Annotated in this window: 19 protein-coding genes, 1 tRNA gene and 1 pseudogene; 11 read left to right on the forward strand and 10 right to left on the reverse strand. The window is 71.7% G+C overall.

The features are described from left to right. The first annotated feature begins 263 nt into the window (after window positions 1–263). The gene (locus tag QQY66_RS17485; RefSeq protein WP_301981289.1) at window positions 264–1,703 is read left to right on the forward strand and encodes a hypothetical protein; all 1,440 of its coding nucleotides are present in this window, start codon (window positions 264–266) and stop codon (window positions 1,701–1,703) included. A gap of 15 nt (window positions 1,704–1,718) precedes the next feature. Here the strand turns inward: QQY66_RS17485 and QQY66_RS17490 are convergent, their stop codons facing one another. After that, window positions 1,719–2,315 (reverse strand): histidine phosphatase family protein, encoded by a 597-nt coding sequence (locus QQY66_RS17490; protein WP_301981290.1) that lies wholly within the window; start codon window positions 2,313–2,315, stop codon window positions 1,719–1,721. A gap of 199 nt (window positions 2,316–2,514) precedes the next feature. On the opposite strand from QQY66_RS17490, the gene QQY66_RS17495 reads away from it, so the two are divergent. From QQY66_RS17495 to QQY66_RS17525, 7 genes are all read left to right on the forward strand, one after another. Then, entirely contained in the window at window positions 2,515–3,468 is a 954-nt protein-coding gene (locus QQY66_RS17495; RefSeq protein ID WP_301987360.1) for a phosphatase PAP2 family protein, read from the forward strand. Further along, window positions 3,419–4,555: a hypothetical protein gene (locus QQY66_RS17500; protein WP_301981291.1), complete on the forward strand. Its 1,137-nt coding sequence runs from the start codon at window positions 3,419–3,421 to the stop codon at window positions 4,553–4,555. Before QQY66_RS17495 ends, QQY66_RS17500 begins: the two co-directional genes overlap by 50 nt. Beyond that, on the forward strand, window positions 4,546–6,135 hold the full coding sequence (locus QQY66_RS17505) for a hypothetical protein (protein WP_301981292.1): 1,590 nt from the start codon (window positions 4,546–4,548) through the stop codon (window positions 6,133–6,135). The genes QQY66_RS17500 and QQY66_RS17505 overlap by 10 nt, the downstream gene beginning before the upstream one ends. Beyond that, the gene (locus QQY66_RS17510) at window positions 6,132–7,472 is read left to right on the forward strand and encodes an AAA domain-containing protein (protein ID WP_301981293.1); all 1,341 of its coding nucleotides are present in this window, start codon (window positions 6,132–6,134) and stop codon (window positions 7,470–7,472) included. Before QQY66_RS17505 ends, QQY66_RS17510 begins: the two co-directional genes overlap by 4 nt. Before the next feature lie 280 nt (window positions 7,473–7,752). Further along, the gene (locus QQY66_RS17515) at window positions 7,753–8,124 is read left to right on the forward strand and encodes a hypothetical protein (RefSeq protein WP_301981294.1); all 372 of its coding nucleotides are present in this window, start codon (window positions 7,753–7,755) and stop codon (window positions 8,122–8,124) included. Window positions 8,125–8,366: 242 nt separating this feature from the next. Then, complete coding sequence (locus tag QQY66_RS17520; RefSeq protein ID WP_301981295.1) at window positions 8,367–8,957, forward strand: bifunctional DNA primase/polymerase; 591 nt, start codon at window positions 8,367–8,369, stop codon at window positions 8,955–8,957. Further along, a tRNA-Lys gene (locus QQY66_RS17525) sits at window positions 8,948–9,021 on the forward strand. The genes QQY66_RS17520 and QQY66_RS17525 overlap by 10 nt, the downstream gene beginning before the upstream one ends. Before the next feature lie 60 nt (window positions 9,022–9,081). Here QQY66_RS17525 and QQY66_RS17530 read toward each other — a convergent pair. Next, complete coding sequence (locus QQY66_RS17530; protein ID WP_301987363.1) at window positions 9,082–10,287, reverse strand: M6 family metalloprotease domain-containing protein; 1,206 nt, start codon at window positions 10,285–10,287, stop codon at window positions 9,082–9,084. 497 nt (window positions 10,288–10,784) lie between these two features. Between QQY66_RS17530 and QQY66_RS17535 the strand changes: the two genes are divergently transcribed. Then, complete coding sequence (locus QQY66_RS17535) at window positions 10,785–12,641, forward strand: bifunctional diguanylate cyclase/phosphodiesterase (RefSeq protein ID WP_301981296.1); 1,857 nt, start codon at window positions 10,785–10,787, stop codon at window positions 12,639–12,641. Here QQY66_RS17535 and QQY66_RS17540 read toward each other — a convergent pair. The 3 genes from QQY66_RS17540 to QQY66_RS17550 all read right to left on the reverse strand — a co-directional run bounded on the left by QQY66_RS17540 (window position 12,617) and on the right by QQY66_RS17550 (window position 15,518). Beyond that, the gene (locus QQY66_RS17540; RefSeq protein WP_301981297.1) at window positions 12,617–13,708 is read right to left on the reverse strand and encodes an LLM class flavin-dependent oxidoreductase; all 1,092 of its coding nucleotides are present in this window, start codon (window positions 13,706–13,708) and stop codon (window positions 12,617–12,619) included. The genes QQY66_RS17535 and QQY66_RS17540 overlap by 25 nt on opposite strands. A gap of 266 nt (window positions 13,709–13,974) precedes the next feature. After that, a complete protein-coding gene (locus QQY66_RS17545) occupies window positions 13,975–14,706 on the reverse strand; it encodes a decarboxylase (RefSeq protein WP_301981298.1) in 732 nt (243 codons plus the stop codon). Continuing rightward, a complete protein-coding gene (locus tag QQY66_RS17550) occupies window positions 14,703–15,518 on the reverse strand; it encodes an aspartate/glutamate racemase family protein (protein WP_301981299.1) in 816 nt (271 codons plus the stop codon). Before QQY66_RS17550 ends, QQY66_RS17545 begins: the two co-directional genes overlap by 4 nt. 193 nt (window positions 15,519–15,711) lie before the next feature. On the opposite strand from QQY66_RS17550, the gene QQY66_RS17555 reads away from it, so the two are divergent. Further along, a complete protein-coding gene (locus QQY66_RS17555) occupies window positions 15,712–16,671 on the forward strand; it encodes a D-2-hydroxyacid dehydrogenase (RefSeq protein WP_301981300.1) in 960 nt (319 codons plus the stop codon). Window positions 16,672–16,690: 19 nt separating this feature from the next. Further along, entirely contained in the window at window positions 16,691–18,085 is a 1,395-nt protein-coding gene (locus QQY66_RS17560; RefSeq protein ID WP_301981302.1) for an amidase, read from the forward strand. A gap of 91 nt (window positions 18,086–18,176) precedes the next feature. Here QQY66_RS17560 and QQY66_RS17565 read toward each other — a convergent pair whose 3' ends face one another. The 5 genes and pseudogenes from QQY66_RS17565 to QQY66_RS17585 all read right to left on the reverse strand — a co-directional run bounded on the left by QQY66_RS17565 (window position 18,177) and on the right by QQY66_RS17585 (window position 21,149). Continuing rightward, window positions 18,177–18,392 carry a hypothetical protein gene (locus QQY66_RS17565; protein WP_301981304.1) on the reverse strand — a complete coding sequence of 72 codons (216 nt, stop codon included), beginning with the start codon at window positions 18,390–18,392 and terminating at the stop codon, window positions 18,177–18,179. Further along, complete coding sequence (locus QQY66_RS17570) at window positions 18,389–18,973, reverse strand: winged helix-turn-helix domain-containing protein (RefSeq protein ID WP_367667083.1); 585 nt, start codon at window positions 18,971–18,973, stop codon at window positions 18,389–18,391. The genes QQY66_RS17565 and QQY66_RS17570 overlap by 4 nt, the downstream gene beginning before the upstream one ends. 237 nt (window positions 18,974–19,210) lie before the next feature. Beyond that, a complete protein-coding gene (locus QQY66_RS17575) occupies window positions 19,211–19,558 on the reverse strand; it encodes a hypothetical protein (protein WP_301981305.1) in 348 nt (115 codons plus the stop codon). A gap of 67 nt (window positions 19,559–19,625) precedes the next feature. Further along, window positions 19,626–20,472: pseudogene (locus tag QQY66_RS17580) on the reverse strand (helix-turn-helix domain-containing protein). 203 nt (window positions 20,473–20,675) lie between these two features. After that, entirely contained in the window at window positions 20,676–21,149 is a 474-nt protein-coding gene (locus tag QQY66_RS17585; protein ID WP_301981306.1) for an ATP-binding protein, read from the reverse strand. Window positions 21,150–21,275 lie beyond the last annotated feature (126 nt).

The raw sequence follows: 21,275 nt of genomic DNA on the forward strand, positions 1-21,275 counted from the left end.
CCTAGGACGAGCGGGTCGGGAGTCGGGCGGCTCCCGGTCCACAGAGTCCAACGCGTCGCCGTGTCAACGGCTACGCGAGAAGTCAGCCGCAAAGGATGGCAGTTCATGGCAGATCACGGATGAGATATCCGGTTTGTAGCCAAACACTGCGTGGTGGCTCCGACACAGCAGGTACGTTCTTGCCCGCCGGACGCAGGGGTGCCTCACGGACAACCAGCCCTATATCCGGCATGGTTCGACGGTTCGCACGAGAGGACCCGGCCATGGCGTCGTCAGAGGTGACCTCGTCTCAGTCTCCCCGGCCACCGCGGCCGAATCTCGCGTTCCGGCAGTTGCGCGCCCAGCGCTCGCCGGCCGAGTTCGCCGCGGCGGTCCGGCGAGCCGCCCGTGAGATCGGTGAGCGGGTCAGCTGTGACGCGCGCTACATCGGTCGGGTCGAGGCGGGTGAGATCCGCTGCCCCAACTACGCGTACGAGCGGGTGTTCCTGCACATGTTCCCCGGCCGCACGCTCACCGACCTGGGCTTTGCGCCCCGCGCATCCGTACGCGGACGGGGGGCGCGAAACCGCGAGGACATGCCCCCCTTGCACACCACAAGCCCGGCGTACGAACCCGGTGAGACGGAAGGGGCGTACGAGCCGTATGACCCGCAGAACCCCTACGAGACGTACGAGAACCACGAGGAGAGCGACGTGCTACGTCGCGCATTCATGACCGGCGGTGGCGCCACGGTGGCCGCCGCCCTGGGCCCCATCGGGCTCGCCGCCGACGCATCGGCCGTACAGCGCCCGGCCCGCCGCTCCGGAGCGGGCGAGGCGGATGCCCTGGAGGCAGCCGTGCGCAGAATCCGGCTGCTCGACGACCGGCACGGCGCGGACGGCCTATACCAGCGCGCGGCTGCCCCGCTGCGCGCCGCGTACGCGCTGCTCGACGCCGGCGCGACCCGGCAGACGACCGCCGACCGCCTGCACTCGGGCGCCGGTGAGCTGGCCATCTCGGTGGGCTGGCTGGCCCATGACTCGGGCCGGTTCGACGACGCGCGCTCGCACTACGCGGAGGCGCTCGCGACCGCCCGGATGTCCGGCGACCCCGGCCTTGAGGCGCACGCCTTCTGCAACACGGCGTTCCTCGCACGGGACGCGGGACGGCCGCGGGAGGCGTTGCGTGCCGCGCAGGCCGCGCAACGCGTCGCACGCCCCCTGGGCTCCGCCCGCCTGATGTCGCTGCTCGCACTGCGTGAGGCGGGCGGCTGGGCGGGACTCGCCGACCGCACCGGCTGCGAGCAGGCACTGGTCCGCGCCCAGGCCCTGTACGACCGCGGCCCCTCGGAGAACGACCCCGAGTGGATGAGCTTCTACGGAGAGGCCGAACTGGAGGGCCTGGAGGCGCAGTGCTGGTCCACCTTGGGCGACTGGCCCCGCGCGGCCCGCCATGCCCGGCGTGCGGCCCAGCTCCAGGACCCGCATTTCACCCGCAACATCGCCCTGTACACCGCCGAACTGGCCGATGACCTGGCCCGCGGCGGCCATCCCGACGAGGCGGCCCTGGCCGGCATGCGCGTCCTGGACCTCCTCAACGAGGTCCAGTCGTCCCGCATCCAGACGATGCTGGCGGGAACCGCGCGCGTGCTGCTCCCGCACCGCCGCGCCTCGGACGTGTCGGCCTTCCTGGAGCGACACGCGTCGCTCCCGCGTACGGCATGAGCAGCCCCGTAGGCCCTACCCGCCCAGGTGCCCCAGGTCGTTCCAGCTCTCGATCGCCGGCTCGCCGTACGCCCACCCGAGCACCGACAGCGACGTGGGATTGAGCCGTATCCGGGCCGCGAAATCGAGCGGCAGGCCCAGCCATCGCGCGCCGATGGACCGCAGGATGTGCCCGTGGGCGAAGACCAGCACATCCCGGTCCGCCGCCCGCGCCCAGGCGACGACCTCGTCCGCACGGGCCGTCACCTCGGTGAGGGTCTCCCCCTCAGGCACCCCGTCGCGCCAGATCAGCCAGCCGGGCCGGCCGGACTGGATCTCGTCGGGCGTCATGCCCTCGTACGCGCCGTAGTCCCACTCCATGAGCACGTCCCAGGCACGCGCGCGTTCCCCGAACCCGGCCAGTTCGCATGTCTCACGCGCGCGTGCCAGTGGGCTGGTGCGCACCTCGACGCCGGGGAGACCGTCGTACGGTGCCCGGTGCAGCCGTTCGCCGAGCAGCTTGGCGCCGCGGCGGCCCTCCTCCAGCAGAGGGACGTCGGTCCTGCCGGTGTGTTTGCCGGACAGCGACCACGCCGTCTGTCCGTGCCGGGCCAGCAGGATGCGCGGTGCCATGGAAGACCTTTCCAGAGGGATTCCATGAGGAATCGAGTCGGACCCCTGCATCATCGCCTATGGCACACAGGGGCAACCCGCCGGGCGATCTCTGCGTCTATCAGGGCCGGGGGCGCCCCTCGGCGGCTCGCACATACACCGTAAAGTGGCACGTCCGGAGCGCCGGGGGCCGCGCGACGAGAAGGGGGAGGGCGATCGGATGCCGCACGCCGAGACACTGGGCACCGAGGCAACCCCTCGTACCCGGTCGCGCTGGTGGACCGAACTGCCGCTGATCCTCCTGGTGTACGCCTGCTACTCCGCGGGCCGGCTGCTCGTCGGGGGCGATGTCTCCAAGGCCGTCGACCACGGCCTGGCGATCCTGAAGATCGAGCAGGTCCTCCACCTCAACGCGGAGCATCCGCTCAACCGCCTGTTCACCCGCGAGCCCTGGATCGGCGTCCCGGCCGACTTCTGGTACGCGTCGCTGCACTACGCCATAACGCCCGCGATCCTGATCTGGCTCTTCCGGTCCCGTTCCCGGCACTACCGAGCGGCTCGCACGTGGCTGATGACGTCCACCTTCATCGGCCTGATCGGCTTCACGCTGATGCCGACCTGCCCGCCCCGTCTGCTCGACGCGGGCCACGGCTTCATCGACACGATGGCGCAGTACAGCTCGTACGGCTGGTGGGGCGGCGACGCGAGCGCGCCGAAGGGGCTGGGCGGCCTGACCAACCAGTACGCGGCGATGCCGAGTCTGCACTGTGGCTGGGCGCTGTGGTGCGGCGTGATCCTCTGGCGGTACGGAGGGACGCGCCTGACCAAGGTCGCCGCCGTCGTCTACCCGCTGGTGACGACGATCGTGGTGATGGGCACCGCGAACCACTACTTCCTCGACGCGGTCGCGGGTGCGGCCGTGATGGGCGCCGGGTTCCTGCTGACGCCGTATGTGCTGCGGGTCGCCGACCTGGCCCGGACCCGGCTGGTGGCGCGGGTCGTGCCCGGCACAGCGGGCACTGCCGACGCACCGGCCTCAATTGTCAGTGGCGGATGCCAGACTTCCACGGGTGAGCGAATTCCACGGCAGCGCGAGTCCCGGTTCGGATCCGGAGCCGAGCCGAGTGCCGCCCCCCAGGACGCGGGGGACAGCACTCCGGCACCGGCTCGCTGAGCTGCGCGGCCCCGACGTACCGGCCAAGGCACTGGACGCCCGTGCCCTGGCCGCACTCGCCGCCAACCCCGGCTGCAAGCGGCGCGCGATCCTCGACGGCGCCGGGGTGAACAAGGCGGCGCTGGCGAGCGCGCTGGGTGCCCCGTCGGCCTTCGGGCAGTCGCAGTTCGCGTTCGTCCGGGGCAACGCGTTCGAGGCGAAGGTCAAGGCCGACGGTGGTGCGGAGCTGCTGCGGCTGGTGCACGAGAAGCTGGACCGAGGCGCCGAACCGCCCGCACGCGCGCACGTGCCCGACCTGTCCGCGATCGGCCCCGAGGGGCGGTCCGCGCGTACGGCGCTGGCGCTGCGCGAGGCCGTCGAGGCCGGTGACTGGACGCTGCTCGACCATCCGATGCTCGCCCTCGACGTCGCGGGGTCGCCCGCCTTCCTGGAGCCGGACGCGGTGGTCGTGCACCCGGACGGCAGCTGGACGGTCGTAGAGATCAAGTCCTTCCCGATGCTGGACGGCTCGGCGGACCCGGCGAAGGTGGGCGCGGCAGCCCGCCAGGCCGCGGTGTACGTACTGGCACTGGAGCAGGTCGCGGTCCGCCTCACCCCTGCCCCGCGCGTACGCCATCGGGTGCTGCTGGTCTGCCCGAAGGACTTCTCCAACCTGCCCACGGCGTCCGCCGTCGACGTACGCAAGCAGCGCGCGGTGACCGGCCGCCAGCTGGCCCGGCTGACCCGCATCCAGGACATCGCCGACGCGCTCCCCGAGAACACCTGCTTCTCCCCCGAGCTGCCCGCCGCCGAACTGACCGCGGCCGTCGAGTCGGTTCCGGCGACCTACGCGCCCGAGTGCCTGTCCGCCTGCGAGCTGGCCTTCCACTGCCGTGACCGCTCCCGCGCGGCCGGCGCGGTGACCTCCCTCGGCCGTTCGGTACGGGCCGAGCTGGGCGGTCTGACGACGGTCGGGGACGTGCTCGCGGCGGCCCGCGGCGAGGCCGGCGACCCGGACGACCCGGCGGTGGCGGCGCTGCGCCGGGCGGCGGAGCTGCGGGCGGAGGCGCTCGACCGGCGCGTGGGGGAGGCCGCCCCGTGTCGCTGATCTCCACCCTCGCCCGCCTCGAAGCCGTCGCCACCGGTCACGCCCGGCCCGCCGCCACGGTCCGGCACCGGCATCTGTCCGATCACCCCCTGGTCTTCGTGCCGCTCACCACGGCCGGTGAGGCCGGCGCCCCGCTCGGCGCGCTGGTGGGCACCGACCGGGACGTGCCGCGCCTGCTGGTCGTACCGCAGCCGCGCGACCGTGACCTCAGGTTCGCGTTCCTGGCGGAGCTGGCGGATGTCGTGCTGCCGTATGTCGACGGGTACGCCGAGGCGGTCGAGGCCGCCGAGCGCTCCGAGACGGACCCCGAGACCGGCAAGCGGGTCAAGGTCGAGGTCGAACTGTGCGCGGACGCCCCGCAGTTGATCGTCCCGAGCCGCACGGGCGTCGATTTCGTACGACTGCTGGGACGCTCCATGCGCTTTCGGCGCACGGCGGAACAGGACCCGGAGACCCCGTACCCCGCACCGCCCCGGGTCCCGCTGCTCGGCCGGTGGCTGACCCACTTCGGGGAGCGGGCCCGCGTGCCCGGCTCCTCCCTGCTGCTGGCCATGACGGACGTGCTGGCCCGGCACTGGGCGACCGGCCAGTCCAGCCTCGAGGACCAGCACCTCGGCGCGCTGCTCGCGTGGATCGACCCTCCGGAGGACGAGTCGGGAGCCGAGGCCGCGCTGCGGGCCGAGCTGGCGCGGGACCGGCAGGGCCAGCTGCTGTGCCCGCCCGCCGGTCCGGCCACCGACCCGGCGTTCGACAACAAGCTGCTCGCGCCCGCCATCGAGCGCTACGACCGTGCGCGCACCGCCCTCGCCGCCGCCGAGGACGGTCTGGAGGCGGACGACCGGCTCGGTGAACTCACCGCTGCCGAGCGGGAGATCCGCGACCTGGTGCTGAGCCGTACGCTGCCCACCTGGCAGAAGGTCTGGCAGGGCCTCGACCTGCTGCGAGCCCTGCCCGCCGGCGCACACATCGAGGAGCGGTGGACGCGCGACCGCTGGTCCTTCACCGCCCACCGCGACCGGATCGTGGCCGGCGAGCCCCCGCAGCCGCGCCGCGACGACGCGGTCACCGCGGCCAACAAGCTCGCCGCGCGCGAACGGGAACAGGCCCGTCTGGAGGCCCAGGAGGCGCTCGACGACCCGCTGGTGATGGCCGGGCGGCGGCTGTCCGGAGAGGCGTTCGCGGGCGAGGTCACGGATGTCGTCATGGCGTACAGCGAGAGCAAGCGCCCCAGCCCGCGCCCGCTGATCACGGTCCGCACCGACGACCGGCCGCATCTCGGTGAGCGGGTGAAGGTCTACCGGTCGCTGGGCGGGAAGCCGCAGGCGACGGAGTTCGTCGAGCGCGCGGGGGACGATCTGATCGTGCTGCGGATCCTCGACAAGATGGGCCGCGGCAAGGTGCCGGAGGAAGGTTCGGTGCCGGACAAGGGCGACGCGGTCTGCTTCACGCTCTTCGAGCACGAACAGCGGGGCGGCGCCAAGCTGCCCGACCCCGAGCAGACCCCGTGGACCCATGGCGGGCCGCCGGGCGAGGCGGTCCTCCCCGAGGCCGACCCGATGACCGCGGAGGACGTGCTGTGACGGCCCAGGCCGCTTTCGACCCGGGTGCGGAGGCCGCCCGCGCCACCGACGCAATCCTCGCCGACACCCTGCACGGCACCCACCGGGGCGTCGTCGTCGACTCCCCTCCCGGCGCCGGCAAGTCCACGCTCGTCGTCCGTGCGGCACTGGAACTCGCCGATGCCGGGCGCCCGTTGATGGTCGTCGCGCAGACGAACGCCCAGGTCGACGACCTGGTGCTGAGACTCGCCGAGAAGAACCCCGAGCTGCCGGTCGGCCGGCTGCACAGCAGCGACACCGACCCGTACGACAAGGCGCTGGACGACCTGCCGCAGGTACGGAAGTCCGCGAAGGCCGCCGACCTGACCGGCCTCCCGGTCGTGATCTCGACGGGCGCCAAGTGGGCGCACGTCAAGGTCGACGAGCCATGGCGGCACGCGATCGTCGACGAGGCGTACCAGATGCGCTCGGACGCGCTGCTCGCCGTGGCCGGGCTGTTCGAGCGGGCGCTGTTCGTGGGCGACCCCGGGCAGCTGGACCCGTTCTCGATCGTGGGCAGCGAGCAGTGGGCGGGCCTGTCGTACGACCCGTCGGGCTCCGCCGTGACCACCCTGCTCGCGCACAACCCCGAGCTGCCGCAGCACCGCCTCCCGGTCTCCTGGCGGCTCCCGGCGTCCGCGGCGCCCCTGGTGTCGGACGCCTTCTACCCGTACACGCCGTTCCGCAGCGGCACGGACCACGGCGACCGGCGGCTGAGCTTCGCGGTCCCCTCGGACGGCTCCGGCCCCGACCGGGTGATCGACGAGGCGGCCGCATCGGGCTGGGGCCTGCTGGAGCTGCCCGCCCGGCGCACTCCGCGCACCGATCCGGAGGCGGTGCGGGCCGTGGCGACGGTCGTACGGCGACTGCTGGACCGGGGCGGTGCGGCCACGTCGGAGCGGTCGGACGGACCGGCACCCCTGACCGCCGACCGGATCGCGGTCGGCACGGCACACCGGGACCAGGCGGCGGCGATACGGGCGGCGCTGGGCGAGCTGGGTGTCGCCGATGTCACCGTGGACACGGCAAACCGGCTCCAGGGGCGGGAGTACGACGTGACGGTGATCCTCCATCCCCTGTCCGGGCGTCCCGACGCGACCGCGTTCCATCTGGAGACCGGACGGCTCTGCGTCCTCACCTCCCGCCACCGGCACGCGTGCATCGTGGTCTGCCGGGCCGGGGTGAGTGACCTGCTGGACGAGTATCCGTCGACCGAGCCGGTGCAGCTGGGGACTGTCGTGAAGTTCCCCGACGGCTGGGAGGCGAACCACGCGGTGCTGGCGCATCTGGCCGAGCGACGGGTGGCGTGGCGGCCGTGACCAGCTCCCGGGCAGTGCACCAGCAAGCACCGCAGACGACGACGCCCCACCACCGGACGGAGTCCGGCACGCCGCCGGAGGCGGCCAATGAATACAGCCCCCGACGGCTGGGAGGCGAACCACGCGGTGCTGGCGCATCTGGCCGAGCGGCGGGTGGCGTGGCGGCCGTGATGCCTGTGCCGGTGCCATGTGCCGCAGGCCCACTTGCGGAGGCGCGAGACAATGGACGGTGGCCCTCTCCACAGGCCGGTCGTCAATGACGTACGAGGAGGAGACAGACATGGCGGAGCCCACGCCGCGTCGGAACGAACCGCGGCTACGCCCCGCGCCCCTGCTCTTCGAGCCCGCGCAGGTGGCAGACGATCCGGAGCACTTCTTCGATCTGGAGTCGATCGAGGATCCACGCGCGTTGCTGGCGCGGGCGACGGAGCTGACGCAGGCGTTTCGGGCGGCGACGGATCGTGCGGTGGAGTTTCAGGCGATCGCGGCTGCGCAGTTGGCGGATCCTCGGCGGTTTGATCGGCTGACGGCCGCGGATATCGCTGAGCGGGCCGAGTGGACCGAGGACTACGCGAAGAAGATGGTCGAGTTCGGGCGGGACCTTTTGCGAGGGGTCGCCGGGGATGGGCAGGGAACTGCGGATCCGGTGTGAGTGACGTGAACGTTGGCGGGGGCGGGATGGGTCGCGCGGCCCGGCGCTGACGGGGTGCCGCCTGCGCGCCCACCCGTGCCGCCCCAGGCGGTACGCATGCCCGCAGCTTGGCGGGAGGGCGACCCCCGGCTTGGCGCGGCGGCATATGCCAGGCGGGCAAGGTACTCCCTCCCGTTGCTCCCTGTCTCCGTTTCCGGCAACCCTCCGGGACTGCCTGCTCACCGGCGGTAGATCTGGACGGTATGAGCCGCAGCACCCGCCATGAGACGTTGTCCGATCGATTCGACGTATCCGGTGTCACCGCGGACGGTGCCGCGTGGCTGGCGTCGGCCGGTGCGTACCCGCGGAGCGCTCTCGCGCTGTGGGAGGAGCGGCCGGACGCGCCGGTCGTGCTGCCGTGCGGTACTGCCTTCGATGTCGTGAGCGTGCCCGCGATCTTCGGGCGCCAGATGCTGGACCGGTTGTGGAACGAGGGGCCGGGGTCCGGGCCGGTCGCGGCGTTCCGGGGGCGGATGCTGCTGTTCGCCGAGCCGGGTACGGCACAGCGGCTGCCGTCGCTGCTGGAATGGGAGGAGTGCGCCGGCCGTACCGGTGGAATCCCGCCACTGCTCTGTCACGGCAATGGTGACGCCGTGACCCTCCCCGCACCCCTCGGCGCGGTCGGCCTCCACTCCCGCTGGCTCGTCGCCCCCGACACCCGTCGTCCCTGGCTGCCGGGGCCGGAAATCCTGCTGTGGGCGGCCGTGCGGGCGGCCCGGACCACCGTACGGATATCGATTTTTCCTCCCGCCGATCAGGATGCTAAGGTCTACGACGTCAGCAGGCGCCGCTAGCTCAGTTGGTTAGAGCAGCTGACTCTTAATCAGCGGGTCCGGGGTTCGAGTCCCTGGCGGCGCACCGACCGGAAGGCCTCCCACTCAGGTGGGGGGCCTTTTGCGTGCGCCCTGGCCGGAGGGATCACGCGCCCGTGATCTTCACCGTCCACGCCCCCGCCGCCGTCCGCCCCTCCACCTCCACCCGGACCCCTTCGCCCGGCACCGTGAAGGTCTCGCCGAGGGCGACCGGAGCGTCCGCGAGGGGTGGGTAAACCGAGTTCGCCCAGCAGGCCTCGGTGCGGGGGTGGGCGTCGATGACCTGGATCGGGCCGCCGCCGGATGCCTCGCCGCTGCGGACGCGGTAGACGAGGATGCCCTGGCGGCAGGCCGTCGCGTCGTTGCCGACGGGACCGCGTGCCTCGAAGGCGAGGGCCGTGTCGGCGCCGGTGCGGAGGATGGCCACCTTGGTGCCGTGGCCGAGGCCGAAGGACGGGGCGCCCGCGGCGCCGGTCGCCGGGTCGTCCGGGCCCGCCGCGAGCGGCTCCAGGGTCAGCCGGGTGGGCCCACTGCCCTGCACGCATCTCACCTGACGGCCGTCCAGCCAGCCCAGCTTCCACTTGTGCCAGCCGAACAGGTCGGGTGCCAGGCCGAATTGGCTGCCCATCAGGTCCCAGTCACCGACGTACGTGTCCCAGTCGCCCTCGTCGTCCGTCGGCCGGTGGTACAGGTCCGGCAGGTCGAAGACATGCCCGGTCTCATGGGCCAGGACCAGCCGGTCCGGCGGGTGCTGTTCGAAGACCGTGACGACCCGGCGCAGATCCGTGCCGTCGGCACGCAGCGGGGTCTCCAGGTTGACGACCTTCGTCGCGTCGGAGTCGACGCCGGGAGCGTGCGGATCGGCGACGAAGTACACGATGTCGTAGCGGGAGAAGTCGACGTGCGGGTCGGCCACCCGCATGGCGTCGCGCAGGAACGCCGCCCGGTGCGCGGAATTCCAGTCGCGCTGTATGGCGTACGACATCGACGAGTGCGGCATCCGGATCCAGTGCCGGAGCGGGTGCGGGCGCAGGGTGAAGCGGCCGTAGGAGGAGCGTTCGAAGAAGCGGCTGGTGACCGGGAAGTGGTCGGCGGTCAGCTCGGCGGGGGTGGTCAGCGGAGTGGAGTCCGGGAAGGACAGGAACACCATCACCGCGTCAAGTCGGCGGGCCGGGCGCGGATAGGCGGCGTTCCAGGTGTCGACGCCCTCCGAGTGATGGGCGTCGGTGCGGTGCAGGGCGCACGAGGCCGGCGAGAAGGGCTCGGCGACCGAGGGGCCCGTGATCAGGGATGTCGCGGCGAGCGCGGACATCGTGGTGAACACCGCGGCCGTACTGCGCAGTCGGGGCCGCGCCGCCGCCCAGCCGAACCCTCGGCGGACCCCATGGGTGAGTCCGGTGAGGGAGAGCTTACGTGGCACGGGGACCTCCGGGTGCGGTTCGCGGGACACCGCATCCAGCCTGTGGGAGATTGTCGTACTACGTCCTGTTTGTCTGGACCAGATGAGTGAGATACCCGAGAGACCGTCAGAAGAGAGGACCAGTGGCAACAGCCGAAGCCGACACCCCCGAATCGCTCACGGAACGTCACATGCGGTCGGGGGCCCGAAGAACCCGCCCATGTGCGGGCAGAAACGATCTGCCAGAAAGGCCGGTGCGTCGGGGACACTGGACTGTGGCTGGAAGGGCCCGGGGCCAGCCTCTATGATCGGCACACTTTCCAGCCCGGACACGGCCCGGAGGCCTTCCTCCCCGGACGGCCATCCCGACGAGACCCATCCGAAGATCGAGTGCACTGCGGGAGCGAGCGGTGAGCGGAACGTCCGAAGGGCCGGCGCCCACGGCAGATCTCATCCAACCTGCCGTCACAGAGAGTGATGAAATGTTGTCGTCCGGTACCACCCCGGACGCTCTGACCCCACCAGTCGACTTCCGTTCCGCGTTCTCCGCCGCCCCGCTCGCGATGGCCGTGGTCGACCGCGAGGGCCTGGTCGTCAGCGCCAACGAAGCGCTCGGCGCTCTGCTCGGCGCGCAGCCAGGGGTGTTGGCCGGCCGACTGGCCGCCGATCTGGTGGACCTGGCGTCCGACGCCCGTACCTGGCACGCGTATCGCGAGGTGCTGCGCGGCCGGCAGGCGCGGCTGCGCTGTACGCGTCGTATCAAGCATCCCGACGGGCACGCGGTGTGGGTGCAGGTCACGGTCGGGCCGCTGCCGGACCGGGCCGAGGCGGTGCTGCTGTCCGTCTCCGACATCAGTGCCCGGCGTGAACTCCAGGCGCGGCTGCGGCACTTGCAGATGCACGACCCGGTGACCAAGCTGCCCAACCGCACGCTGTTCTTCGAGCGTCTGTCGTCCGCGCTGGAGGCGGATGCGTACGCCGAGGGCGGCACCGGACGGATCGGGCTGTGCTACCTGGATCTCGACGGCTTCAAGGCGGTCAACGACACGCTCGGCCACCGGGTCGGCGACCGGCTGCTGGCCGCCGTGGCGGAACGCCTCAATCGCTGTGCGGACGAGGCCGGTTACGCCAGAGCGAGCGCGCCGCTGGTGGCGCGGCTCGGCGGGGACGAGTTCGCCCTGCTGGTCGAGGACTCGACCGGTACCGAGCAACTCGCCGATCTGGCCGAGTCGGTGCTGCGGGCCCTGCAGGCACCCTTCGACCTGTCCGGCCAGCGGCTGTCGGTCTCGGCGTCGATCGGTGTCGTCGAACGCCGGGCTGCCGGGACCACGGCGACCGGTCTCATGCAGGCCGCCGACACCACGCTGTACTGGGCGAAGGCCGACGGCAAGGACCGCTGGACGCTGTTCGACCCGGAGCGCAACGCCCACCGCATGACCCGCCAAGCACTTGCCTCCACCCTCCGTCCGGCCATCGAGCGCGGTGAATTCACCCTCGAATACCAGCCGTTGGTGGGCATGGAGGACGGACGGCTGCGCGGGGTCGAGGCGTTGGTCAGATGGAACCATCCACAGTTCGGCGTACTGACGCCGAATCGGTTCATCGGATTGGCGGAGGAGGACGGTTCGATCGTTCCGCTGGGCCGCTGGGTGCTTGCCACCGCCTGCCGGCAGGCGCGGCGCTGGCAGGTGGAGCACCCGGACGAGCCCCCGCTGTTCGTCAGCGTCAATGTGGCGGTCCGCCAGGTCTGGGACTCCGACCTGGTGGCGGACGTGGCCGAGACGCTGGCGGAGACGGGCCTGGCACCGCATCTGCTCCAGCTCGAACTCACCGAGTCCGCGGTGATGGGCTCGGCGGGCCGCCCCCTCCAAGCGCTCCAGGCCCTCAGCGAGATGGGCGTGGGCATCGCGATCGACGACTTCGGCACCGGCTACTCGAACCTGGCCTACCTCAGCCGGCTGCCGGTGTCGGTGCTGAAGCTCGACGGGTCGTTCGTACGGGGCTTCCAGTACGACGGCTCCGACGACAAGGCCGTCGCGCCCAACCCGGCGGACGAGGTCATCGTCGAGGCGATGATCCAGCTCGCCCACCGGCTGGGGCTGACCGTCACGGCGGAGTGCGTGGAGACGTCGGCGCAGGCCACTCGGCTGAGGCACATCGGCTGCGACACCGGGCAGGGGTGGCTGTACTCCCGTCCGGTGCCGCCGGATCGTATCTCCGAGCTGCTGGGCCCGCCGGAGGTTCAGGCGGCGGTCGGCAACCCGTAGGCGTCCGCGATGAGTTCGTAGCTGCGGACGCGGAGGGCTCCGTCGTGGGCGTGCGAGGTGAGCATCAACTCGTCGGCGCCGGTGCGCTTTTGGAGGTCGTCGAGGCCGGAGCGGACCTCGTCGGCGGTGCCGTAGATGATGTTGGAGTTCCAGGAGCCGATGAACTCCCGCTCCATGGGGCTGAATTCGTAGGCCTCGGCTTCCTCGGGGGTGGGCACGAGGCCGGGACGTCCGGTGCGCAGACGGATCATGTTCAGGGCCCCGGCCATGACCTGGCGGCGGGCCTCCTTCTCGTCGTCGGTGGCGAGCGCGGAGACGCCGATGAGGGCGTACGGCTTGTCCAGGTTCGCCGACGGCTGGAAGGACTCGCGGTAGATGTCGAGGGCCGGGATCGTGTTCTGCGCGGAGAAGTGGTGCGCGAAGGCGAAGGGCAGGCCGAGGGCGGCGGCGAGACGGGCGCTGAAGCCGGAGGAGCCGAGCAGCCAGACCGGGGGGCGGTGCGGGGACTGGACGCCGCCGGGGCTGGTCGCCTGGACCGGGCCGGGGACGGCGTGGATACGGCGGTAGGGGTGGCCGTCGGGGAAGTCGTCGTCCAGGAAGCGGACCAGCTCGGCGAGCTGCTGGGGGAAGTCGTCGGCGCCCTCGTTGAGGTGGTCCGTGCGGCGGAGGGCTGCCGCGGTGGCGCCGTCCGTACCGGGGGCTCGGCCGAGGCCCAGGTCGACGCGGCCCGGGGCCATCGCCTCCAGCGTGCCGAACTGCTCCGCGATGACGAGCGGGGCGTGGTTCGGGAGCATCACACCGCCCGAGCCGAGGCGGATGCGGCTGGTGTGGGCGGCGAGGTGGGCGAGGATCACGGCGGGCGACGAGGAGGCCACGCCCGGCATGGAGTGGTGCTCGGCGACCCAGTAGCGGTGGAAGCCGCGGGACTCCGCGAGGCGGGACAGCTCGACGCTGGTGCGGAGGGCGTCGGTGGCGGTGTGGCCCGCGCCGACGGTCACCAGGTCCAGTACGGAGAGGGGGGTGGGGGCCGTGCCCTGCGCTGCGCCCCGGATCTCGTCTGCCGTCACGGTGAAGCCTCCTGTGTTGGTGCCGTGCGCTGTCCGCGCCGGGGTGAACAGGAGGCTGTCTCCGTTTATTCCCGAGGACGTTTTTCGCCCCCGCCGCCCCTACCCGTCCCATCCCTGGGGGCTGCCGCCCCCAGACCCCCGCTTCGGCCTGAACGGCCTCGTCCTCAAACGCCGGACGGGCTGAAAAACCAGCCCCTCCGCGGGGTCGAAGGGGCGGAGCCCACTTCAAGATGGGACGGGTAGGGGCGGCGGGGGCGAGAGTGGGCTCATACCTGCACGATCGGTTCCCGCGTGAACAGAGACCCCAGCGTCGGCGCGTTCACCCGCCGGTCCGTCAGCCTCAGGGCCTCCCAGACCGTGACCTGATTCGCGGTGAGGACCGGCTTGCCCAGTTCCTTCTCCAGGGTCGGGAGGTGGGAGGCGGTGTGGAGGGCGGTGTCCGGGAGGAGGACCGCCTCCGCGTCCGTGTGGTCCGCCTCGCGGGCCAGCGTCAGGACCTCGTCCTCGCCCCACGTGCCGACCTCGGCCGCCGTGATGATGCCGGAGCCGCGGACGGAGAGCACCTCCGCGCCGCCGGCCCGCAGGAACTCCGCGAACAGGTCCGCCACGTCCGATGGATACGTCGCGCCGACGGCGACCCGCCGCACGTCCAGCTCCCGCAACGCGTGCACGAAGGCGAAGGACGTCGAGGATGCGGGCATGCCGGCCGCGAGCGCGAGGGTGCGGACCTGGTCGTGGGCGCCCTCCCAGCCGTAGACGAAGCTGCCGCTGGTGCAGGCCCACACCACCGCCTCGGCGCCGGTCAGGCGGAGGGCCTCGACGCCCGCCGCGAGTCGCTCCGCCGAGCCCATCCGGAGCAGCGCGTCGACGCGGTGGGCGTCCTCGCCGATGTCCGTGTGGATCACGTCGAGCCGGATGTCGCTGCCCAGGAGCTGCTCGATGCGTGGATAGTCGTCCTCGGCGGAGTGGCCTGGGTAGAGGAATCCGAGTGCTGTCATGTCCACCCTTCCTGCTGCTGCTCTTCCTCCGGCAGTACGGGGCCGGAACCCTCCGGCACTACGGGGCCGATACGCGCGGCCGGATCGACCAGCCGCTGATACGGCCCCACCGCTCGGGTACCCAGTCGGCGCAGTGCCGCCCACATCGTCACCTGGTTGGCCGACAGGACCGGCAGGCGCAGTTCCGCCTCCAGTTGGGGGATCACGTCGTACGTGGGGAGGTTGGTGCAGCTGATGAACAGGGCGTCCGCCCCGCCCCGGCGCACCGCCTGCCGGGCCATGTCCGCCACGTTCCGGTACGGCACCTTCCAGATGTGCCGTGTCAGGCCCATGAACGCGCAGCCCGTGACCGTGACGCCCGCCTCCGCCACGTACTCCTCCAGCGAGCGGGTCACCGACACCGTGTACGGCGTCACCAGCGCCACCCTTCGCGCGCCCAGCGAGGCCAGCGCCTCCAGCAGGGCGCCGGACGTCGTGAGGGACGGCACCGCGCCCTCGCGGGTCATCGCCTCGCACATCGCGCGTTCGCCCGCGATGCCGCCGACGAAGCTGCCGGAGGTGCAGGCGTAGGCGACGACCTCGGGTGTGACGGCGTTCAGGGTGCGCACGGCGTCGCCGAGCGTCTCGTGCTCGCTGACCAGCCGGGCCAGGTCGAGGCTGACCTCGACGGGCACGAACGGCGTGCGCGTGAGGTGGAGGGAGATTTCGTCGGGCACCCAGCGCCACAGCTCGCGGTCCAGCGCGAAGTCGAAGGGGGCCACTACACCGACACCGCGCTGAGGGCGCGGTCCGCCCAGAAAGGAGACGTCCATGGCAGGCACCGGCCTCACATGAGAAACAAGAGGGCAGCGGCCTTACGCACGCCCATGTTGACGACGGTAGGTTCGGGTGCGAGCGTGGTCAATCCTCGCATGTCGCCCGCAGGTCAACGTGTCGTTACCGCCGCATCACCGCCCACGTCAGACGACTGTCATCGCCGAGAAATCGCCGAGAAACGGCCCCCGAATGACCTCACCCCCGTCCGCCCCCACCCTCCTCGTCCTCGACGCCGAGCCGCCGCCCCGCCTCGGCCGCCTCACCGGCCGCGCGCGCATCGAACACGCGGACCCCTCGACCCTCGCCGAGCGCCTCCCGCACGCCGATGTGCTCCTGGTCTGGGACTTCACCTCGCACGCCGTGCGCGAGGCCTGGCCGGGCGAGGGACCGCGCCCGGGCTGGGTGCACACGGCGAGCGCGGGTGTGGACCATCTGATGTGCCCGGAGCTGGCCGACTCCGACACGGTGGTGACCAATGCGCGCGGCGTCTTCGACCAGCCCATCGCCGAGTACGTCGCCGCGCTCGTCCTCGCGATGGCCAAGGATCTGCCGCGGACGTGGGAACTCCAGCGCGCCCGGGAGTGGCGCCACCGCGAGTCGCAGCGGGTCGCGGGCACGCGCGCGTGCGTCGTCGGCACGGGCCCGATCGGGCGGACGATCGCCCGTACCCTCAAGGCCCTCGAGGTGACGACGGCGCTCGTCGGGCGCACCCCGCGCACCGGCGTCCACGGTCCCGAAGACCTCGACCGGCTGATGGCCCGCGCCGACTGGGTGATCGCCGCCGCGCCGCTCACCGAGCAGACGCACGGCATGTTCGACGCCCGCCGCTTCGGCATGATGCAGCCCTCCGCCCGCTTCATCAACGTGGGCCGCGGCCAGCTGGTCGTCGAGGACGCGCTCGCCGAGGCGCTGTCGAAGCGGTGGATCGCGGGCGCCGCCCTGGATGTCTTCGAGCACGAGCCCCTCACCCCCGACAGCCCGTTGTGGCAGTTGCCCGGCCTGATCGTGTCCCCGCACATGAGCGGCGACACGATCGGCTGGCGGGACGAACTCGGCCGGCAGTTCTTGGAGTTGTACGAACGCTGGGAGGCGGGCAGATCACTGCTGAACGTGGTCGACAAGAAGCGCGGGTACGTGCCCGGACGCTGACGTCCCTGGAGGGTGCTGCATGTCGGAGCTCACCGAGCTGACCGCCGTACAACTCGTCAACGGCTACCGCAAGGGCGAATTCAGCCCCGTCGAGGCGACCCGCGCGGCCCTGGAGCGGGCCGAGCAGATGCAGCCGGTCGTCAACGCGTTCGTACGCCTCGACCCCGAGGACGCGCTCGCGCTGGCCGCCGCGTCGGCGGAACGATGGCGGCGCGGGGAGCCGGCCGGGCTGGTGGACGGCGTGCCGGTGACGGTGAAGGACATCCTGCTGATGCGGGGCGGGCCGACGCTCAAGGGCTCCAAGGCCATTGACCCGAACGGCCGTTGGGACGAGGACGCCCCCTCCGTCGCCCGGCTGCGCGAGCACGGTGCCGTGTTCCTCGGGAAGACCACGACGCCCGAGTTCGGCTGGAAGGGCGTCACGGACTCACCCCTGTCCGGGGTGACCCGCAATCCGCACGACACCTCACGCACCGCGGGCGGTTCGAGCGGCGGAAGCGCAGCTGCCGTGGCGCTGGGCGCGGGGCCGTTGTCCCTCGGCACGGACGGCGGCGGCAGTGTCCGTATCCCGGCCGCCTTCTGCGGGATCTTCGCGCTGAAGCCGACGTACGGGCGGGTGGCGCTGTATCCGGCGAGCGCCTTCGGGACGCTGGCGCACGTCGGGCCGATGACGCGGGACGCGGCGGACGCGGCGCTGCTGATGGACGTGATCGGCGGTCCTGACGCCCGGGACTGGTCCGCGCTCGCACCGACGGCCTCCTTCGTCCAGGCCCTCGCGGGCGGCGTCCGCGGGCTGCGGGTCGCGTATTCGCCCGTGCTGGGCGGTCAGGTGGCGGTCCGTCCCGCGGTCGCCGCGGCCGTACGGCGGGCCGTGGAACGCCTGGCCGGGCTCGGCGCATACGTCGAGGAGACCGACCCCGACTTCACCGACCCGGTGGACGCCTTCCACACCCTGTGGTTCAGCGGCGCGGCCCGGGTGACCCAGCACTTCGGGCCGCACCAGCGGGAGTTGCTCGATCCGGGACTCCGGGAGATCTGCGCGCTCGGCTCCCGCTACAGCGCGCTGGACTATCTGGCCGCGGTCGACGTCCGCATGGAACTCGGGCGCCGGATGGGGCAGTTCCACGAGTCGTACGACCTGCTGGTCACGCCGACCCTGCCGATCACCGCGTTCGAGGCGGGCGCCGAGGTACCGAAGGGGTCGGGGCACCGGCGGTGGACGGGGTGGACGCCGTTCACCTACCCGTTCAACATGACCCAGCAGCCGGCGGCGACGGTGCCGGTGGGGACGGACGCGGAGGGGCTGCCGATCGGGATGCAGATCGTGGGGGCGCGGCACCGGGACGATGTGGTGCTGCGGGCGGCGCATGCGTTGTATGAGGCCGAGGCGGGCGGGAGTGGTACCCACCTCTGAGCGCAGAACGTGTGTCGGGCGGTCCGAGTCTTCCCCATCGTTGATGGGGGCGGGAGTTTTGCGGGCGGGCGTGTAGTGGGAGTTGGGACCGTCAGCCCTTTGCCGGGCGCGGCAACGTCGGCGGGCGTACGAGCCGCAGGCCGACCTCGATCAGCAGCCACCCGAGGCGGGCCCTGGCAGGCATGACGCTCTGGTCCGAACGGTCGGAGCCGACGGTCCGGCGCAGCTCCCAGGCGCGGGCCTGTGCACGCGGATCGGCGGCGCGAGCGGCGTGGATGTAGTGGTGGATGTCCGGGTGGTGGTTCATGACGCCGTCTCTCCCCGGCGGATGCGGAACGCGATGCGCAGCACGTTCACCGGTTCCGCCCCGGCCGGGCGCTGTGCAGGGTCGTCGATCCGCGCGCCGTAGGACTCCAGCAGCGCCGAGAACCGCTCCCCCAACTCGGCGAGTTCGGCCGCGGTCAGGTAGACGATGTCGTCGCCGAACTGCTCCGCCTCGCGCCACTCGCGCGGTAGCAGCCGCCGGCTCTCGATCGCATGCGTCATCAGCTCGAAGTACCGCTCTGCCACGGCCGCACTGAGAGCCTCCGCCGCCTCGCTGTCGACGTGCCGCCAGTCGGTGTAGCGGGCCGTGGCCCGCCAGGGCTTCTCCCGACCCTGGCCGCCCTCGGCTTCCTCAACCAGGCCGTACTTGGCGAGCATGCGCAGGTGGTAAGAGCAACTGGCGACGGACTCGCCGGTGAGTTCCGCGGCGCGGGTCGCCGTGAACGGGCCCTCGACCCGTAGCAGCCCGACCAGCTTCATCCGGGTCGGATGGGCGTAGGCACGCAGGGCACGGGGATCGTCGAGGTGGACGGAGCGCTTCGGCTGGTTCAGAAGCCCGGGTATGTGATCTGGACGACGTAGACCCGCTCGCTGCGCACGACGACCTGATACATGAACCAGCCGCCGGAGACGATGATGTGGCCCCCCTCGGGTCGAGGCCCTCATGGGCTCGGCCGTGGACATGAAGAGCCTCAGCTGCCCTGACCAGTTCGTCGGCCGCGTGCTCGACAGCGGCCAGGAAGGCTGACGGAAGGGAACGGGCGGCCTCTTCGGCTCCGAAGGTGTACTCCCATTTCCAACTCACTCGCGAACTGCCTTCATCGCCTCGTCCACAACGGCGCTCAGCTCGCGAAGTGCTTCCCAGGCGATGGCCGGATCCTCGTGTTCCAGATTGCTCTGCGCCTGGGCGTAGCGAGTGGACAGGTCCGGCCGACGGGCGATCTCGATCTCCTTGGCCCAGATCAGGACCCAGCTCTGGACAGGGCTCAGAGACTGCCACTCGACTGCCTTGGCGAAGGCCTCGTCCTTCATGGCCTGCATCTCGTCCAGGCGCCCTGGAGCAATGACGGCAAGGGCTGCACGCAGGGCATCAGGAGTCAGCTCGGGACGAGGGATCAGTTCGTTTCCGTGGTCGGCCTGAGTGCTCATGGTGTCCTCCGGAGGGTGCCCCGGCCAGAGTATCCGCCCGGCGGGCGGGGAACAGGACGGAACGGGCTCAGGCGGCAGTGGCAAGGGGAGTGCGGCAGTCACGGCAGAGTCCTTGGGTGGGTGAGCGGAAGGCGCGGTCGCAGCCGTCGCAGGTCTGGAGCGGGTGGCGGACGGTCGGCGGTGGCGCGAACGGGGTGGTGAGGGCAGTTGTGTGGTGAGGCGGTGGGCCAGGAGGGGGCGGCCGGGCGACACAAGGGTTCGGGTGGCAGGTCGGTGGTCAGGGCGTGGCGTACGGCGGTGGGGGTGACGTCGCGTTCCAGCCAGGCGGCGACGCCGGGGGCGAGGTGAGCGGTGTCGCAGGCCGAGAGGAGGAGGCGGGGGTCGTGGCGGCGGAGGTCGGAGAGGAGGTCGACGGCCGTCTGGACGAGGGTGGGGGCTGGGCAGGACGGCTGCGGTACGGCGGGGAGGGGCTTGCGGGGTGCGCGTGCTCGCTTCTCCGGGGACGCGGGCGTCGGCCGTACGGGACCGTGGTCGGTACGGCGGTGGCCGGGCTGGTTGCACGAGACTGTGCGGGTGACGATCCGACCGCCGGGGATGCGTTCACGTTCGCGGCGCAGGTAGCCGTGAGCCTCCAGCTCACGCAGGGCGGCGGCGATACGGGTCGCGCCTTCGGGGAAGCGGGCGGCGAGGGTCTTGATGTCGACACGGGCGCCTGCGGGGAGGGACTGGACGTAGACGGCCAGGCCGATCGCGAGACCTGACAGCTCCGGGTGCTGGGCGAGGTGGTTGCCGATCACCGTGAAGCGGGTGGTGTGGCGGGTGTTGTCGTGGACCAAGCCGCCGCCGGTTCGGGTGTTGTTGGCGGCAAGGCGGGACTGGGCGTGCGAGGGCACGCTAGGGTCTTGCGTATCCATCAGGAAGGTCCGATCTTCCTCGGTGGTCAGGCCCTCGCACTGGGATTGCCGTCCCGGCGGGGGCCGTCGCATGTCTGCGGTTGTGTTGCGCCGAGCGTAAGGCAGGCAACGGCTCCCGAATCCAGCCGAGTTGGTGATGTTCACCCGCTTGGGTGAGTTTGCTTCGTGGGCCGGAGGGAGGGGTGGGGTTTGGTCGGGTTCTTTCACCCTCGTGGTTCTTGGGAAAGGCCGCCCGTGGCACCGGAGCACGGGTTCCTGCAGTCCGGTGGGAGGGCGACTTCGGCCCACACGGTCTTGCGCGGGGGCGGTCCCGGTGCGCAGCCCCAGCGGTCGGCGAGCGCGTCCACGAGGAGCAGTCCACGCCCTGACTCGGCCTCGGGAGCGGGAAGTTGGGTGCATGGCATGCGGTCACCACGTGTATCCGTGACCTCGATGCGGAGGGTGTCGCCCACGACGTAGAGCAGGAGTCGGAAGTCGCGGCCCTGGACCCGACCGTGGGTTGCCGCGTTGGTCGCGAGTTCGGCCACGATCTGGCGTGCCGGGTCCAACGGCAGGCCCCAGGCGCGCAGTTGCTCGGTGGCGAGCAGGCGGGCGAGGCGGGCCCCGCGTGGCGTGGAGGACAACTGCACGCTGAAGTTACGGACGGGAGTGGCGGGTTCGGCGGTTTCCTGGATCACGTCACCCAGAGTGGCCGCGCATGCATACCGTGAACAGTGACGATGCCGATGCGTACGGTGACTGTCCAGATGTTGTCCGGTCGTGTCCGGGCTGTCGAGAGCGACCGTACGGGTAGGGAGCGTCGC

Source organism: Streptomyces sp. DG2A-72, from assembly GCF_030499575.1.
Classification (GTDB): Bacteria; Actinomycetota; Actinomycetes; order Streptomycetales; family Streptomycetaceae; genus Streptomyces.

Excerpts from the sequence above, each read along its gene's own strand:
- QQY66_RS17520 (WP_301981295.1), top strand. The coding sequence starts at position 8,367 with ATGAGCCGCAGCACCCGCCATGAGACGTTGTCCGATCGATTCGACGTA.
- QQY66_RS17515 (WP_301981294.1), top strand. The coding sequence starts at position 7,753 with ATGGCGGAGCCCACGCCGCGTCGGAACGAACCGCGGCTACGCCCCGCG.
- QQY66_RS17530 (WP_301987363.1), bottom strand. The coding sequence starts at position 10,287 with ATGTCCGCGCTCGCCGCGACATCCCTGATCACGGGCCCCTCGGTCGCC.
- QQY66_RS17575 (WP_301981305.1), bottom strand. The coding sequence starts at position 19,558 with ATGAGCACTCAGGCCGACCACGGAAACGAACTGATCCCTCGTCCCGAG.
- QQY66_RS17560 (WP_301981302.1), top strand. The coding sequence starts at position 16,691 with ATGTCGGAGCTCACCGAGCTGACCGCCGTACAACTCGTCAACGGCTAC.
- QQY66_RS17495 (WP_301987360.1), top strand. The coding sequence starts at position 2,515 with ATGCCGCACGCCGAGACACTGGGCACCGAGGCAACCCCTCGTACCCGG.
- QQY66_RS17555 (WP_301981300.1), top strand. The coding sequence starts at position 15,712 with ATGACCTCACCCCCGTCCGCCCCCACCCTCCTCGTCCTCGACGCCGAG.
- QQY66_RS17545 (WP_301981298.1), bottom strand. The coding sequence starts at position 14,706 with ATGACAGCACTCGGATTCCTCTACCCAGGCCACTCCGCCGAGGACGAC.
- QQY66_RS17485 (WP_301981289.1), top strand. The coding sequence starts at position 264 with ATGGCGTCGTCAGAGGTGACCTCGTCTCAGTCTCCCCGGCCACCGCGG.
- QQY66_RS17490 (WP_301981290.1), bottom strand. The coding sequence starts at position 2,315 with ATGGCACCGCGCATCCTGCTGGCCCGGCACGGACAGACGGCGTGGTCG.
- QQY66_RS17565 (WP_301981304.1), bottom strand. The coding sequence starts at position 18,392 with ATGAACCACCACCCGGACATCCACCACTACATCCACGCCGCTCGCGCC.
- QQY66_RS17550 (WP_301981299.1), bottom strand. The coding sequence starts at position 15,518 with ATGGACGTCTCCTTTCTGGGCGGACCGCGCCCTCAGCGCGGTGTCGGT.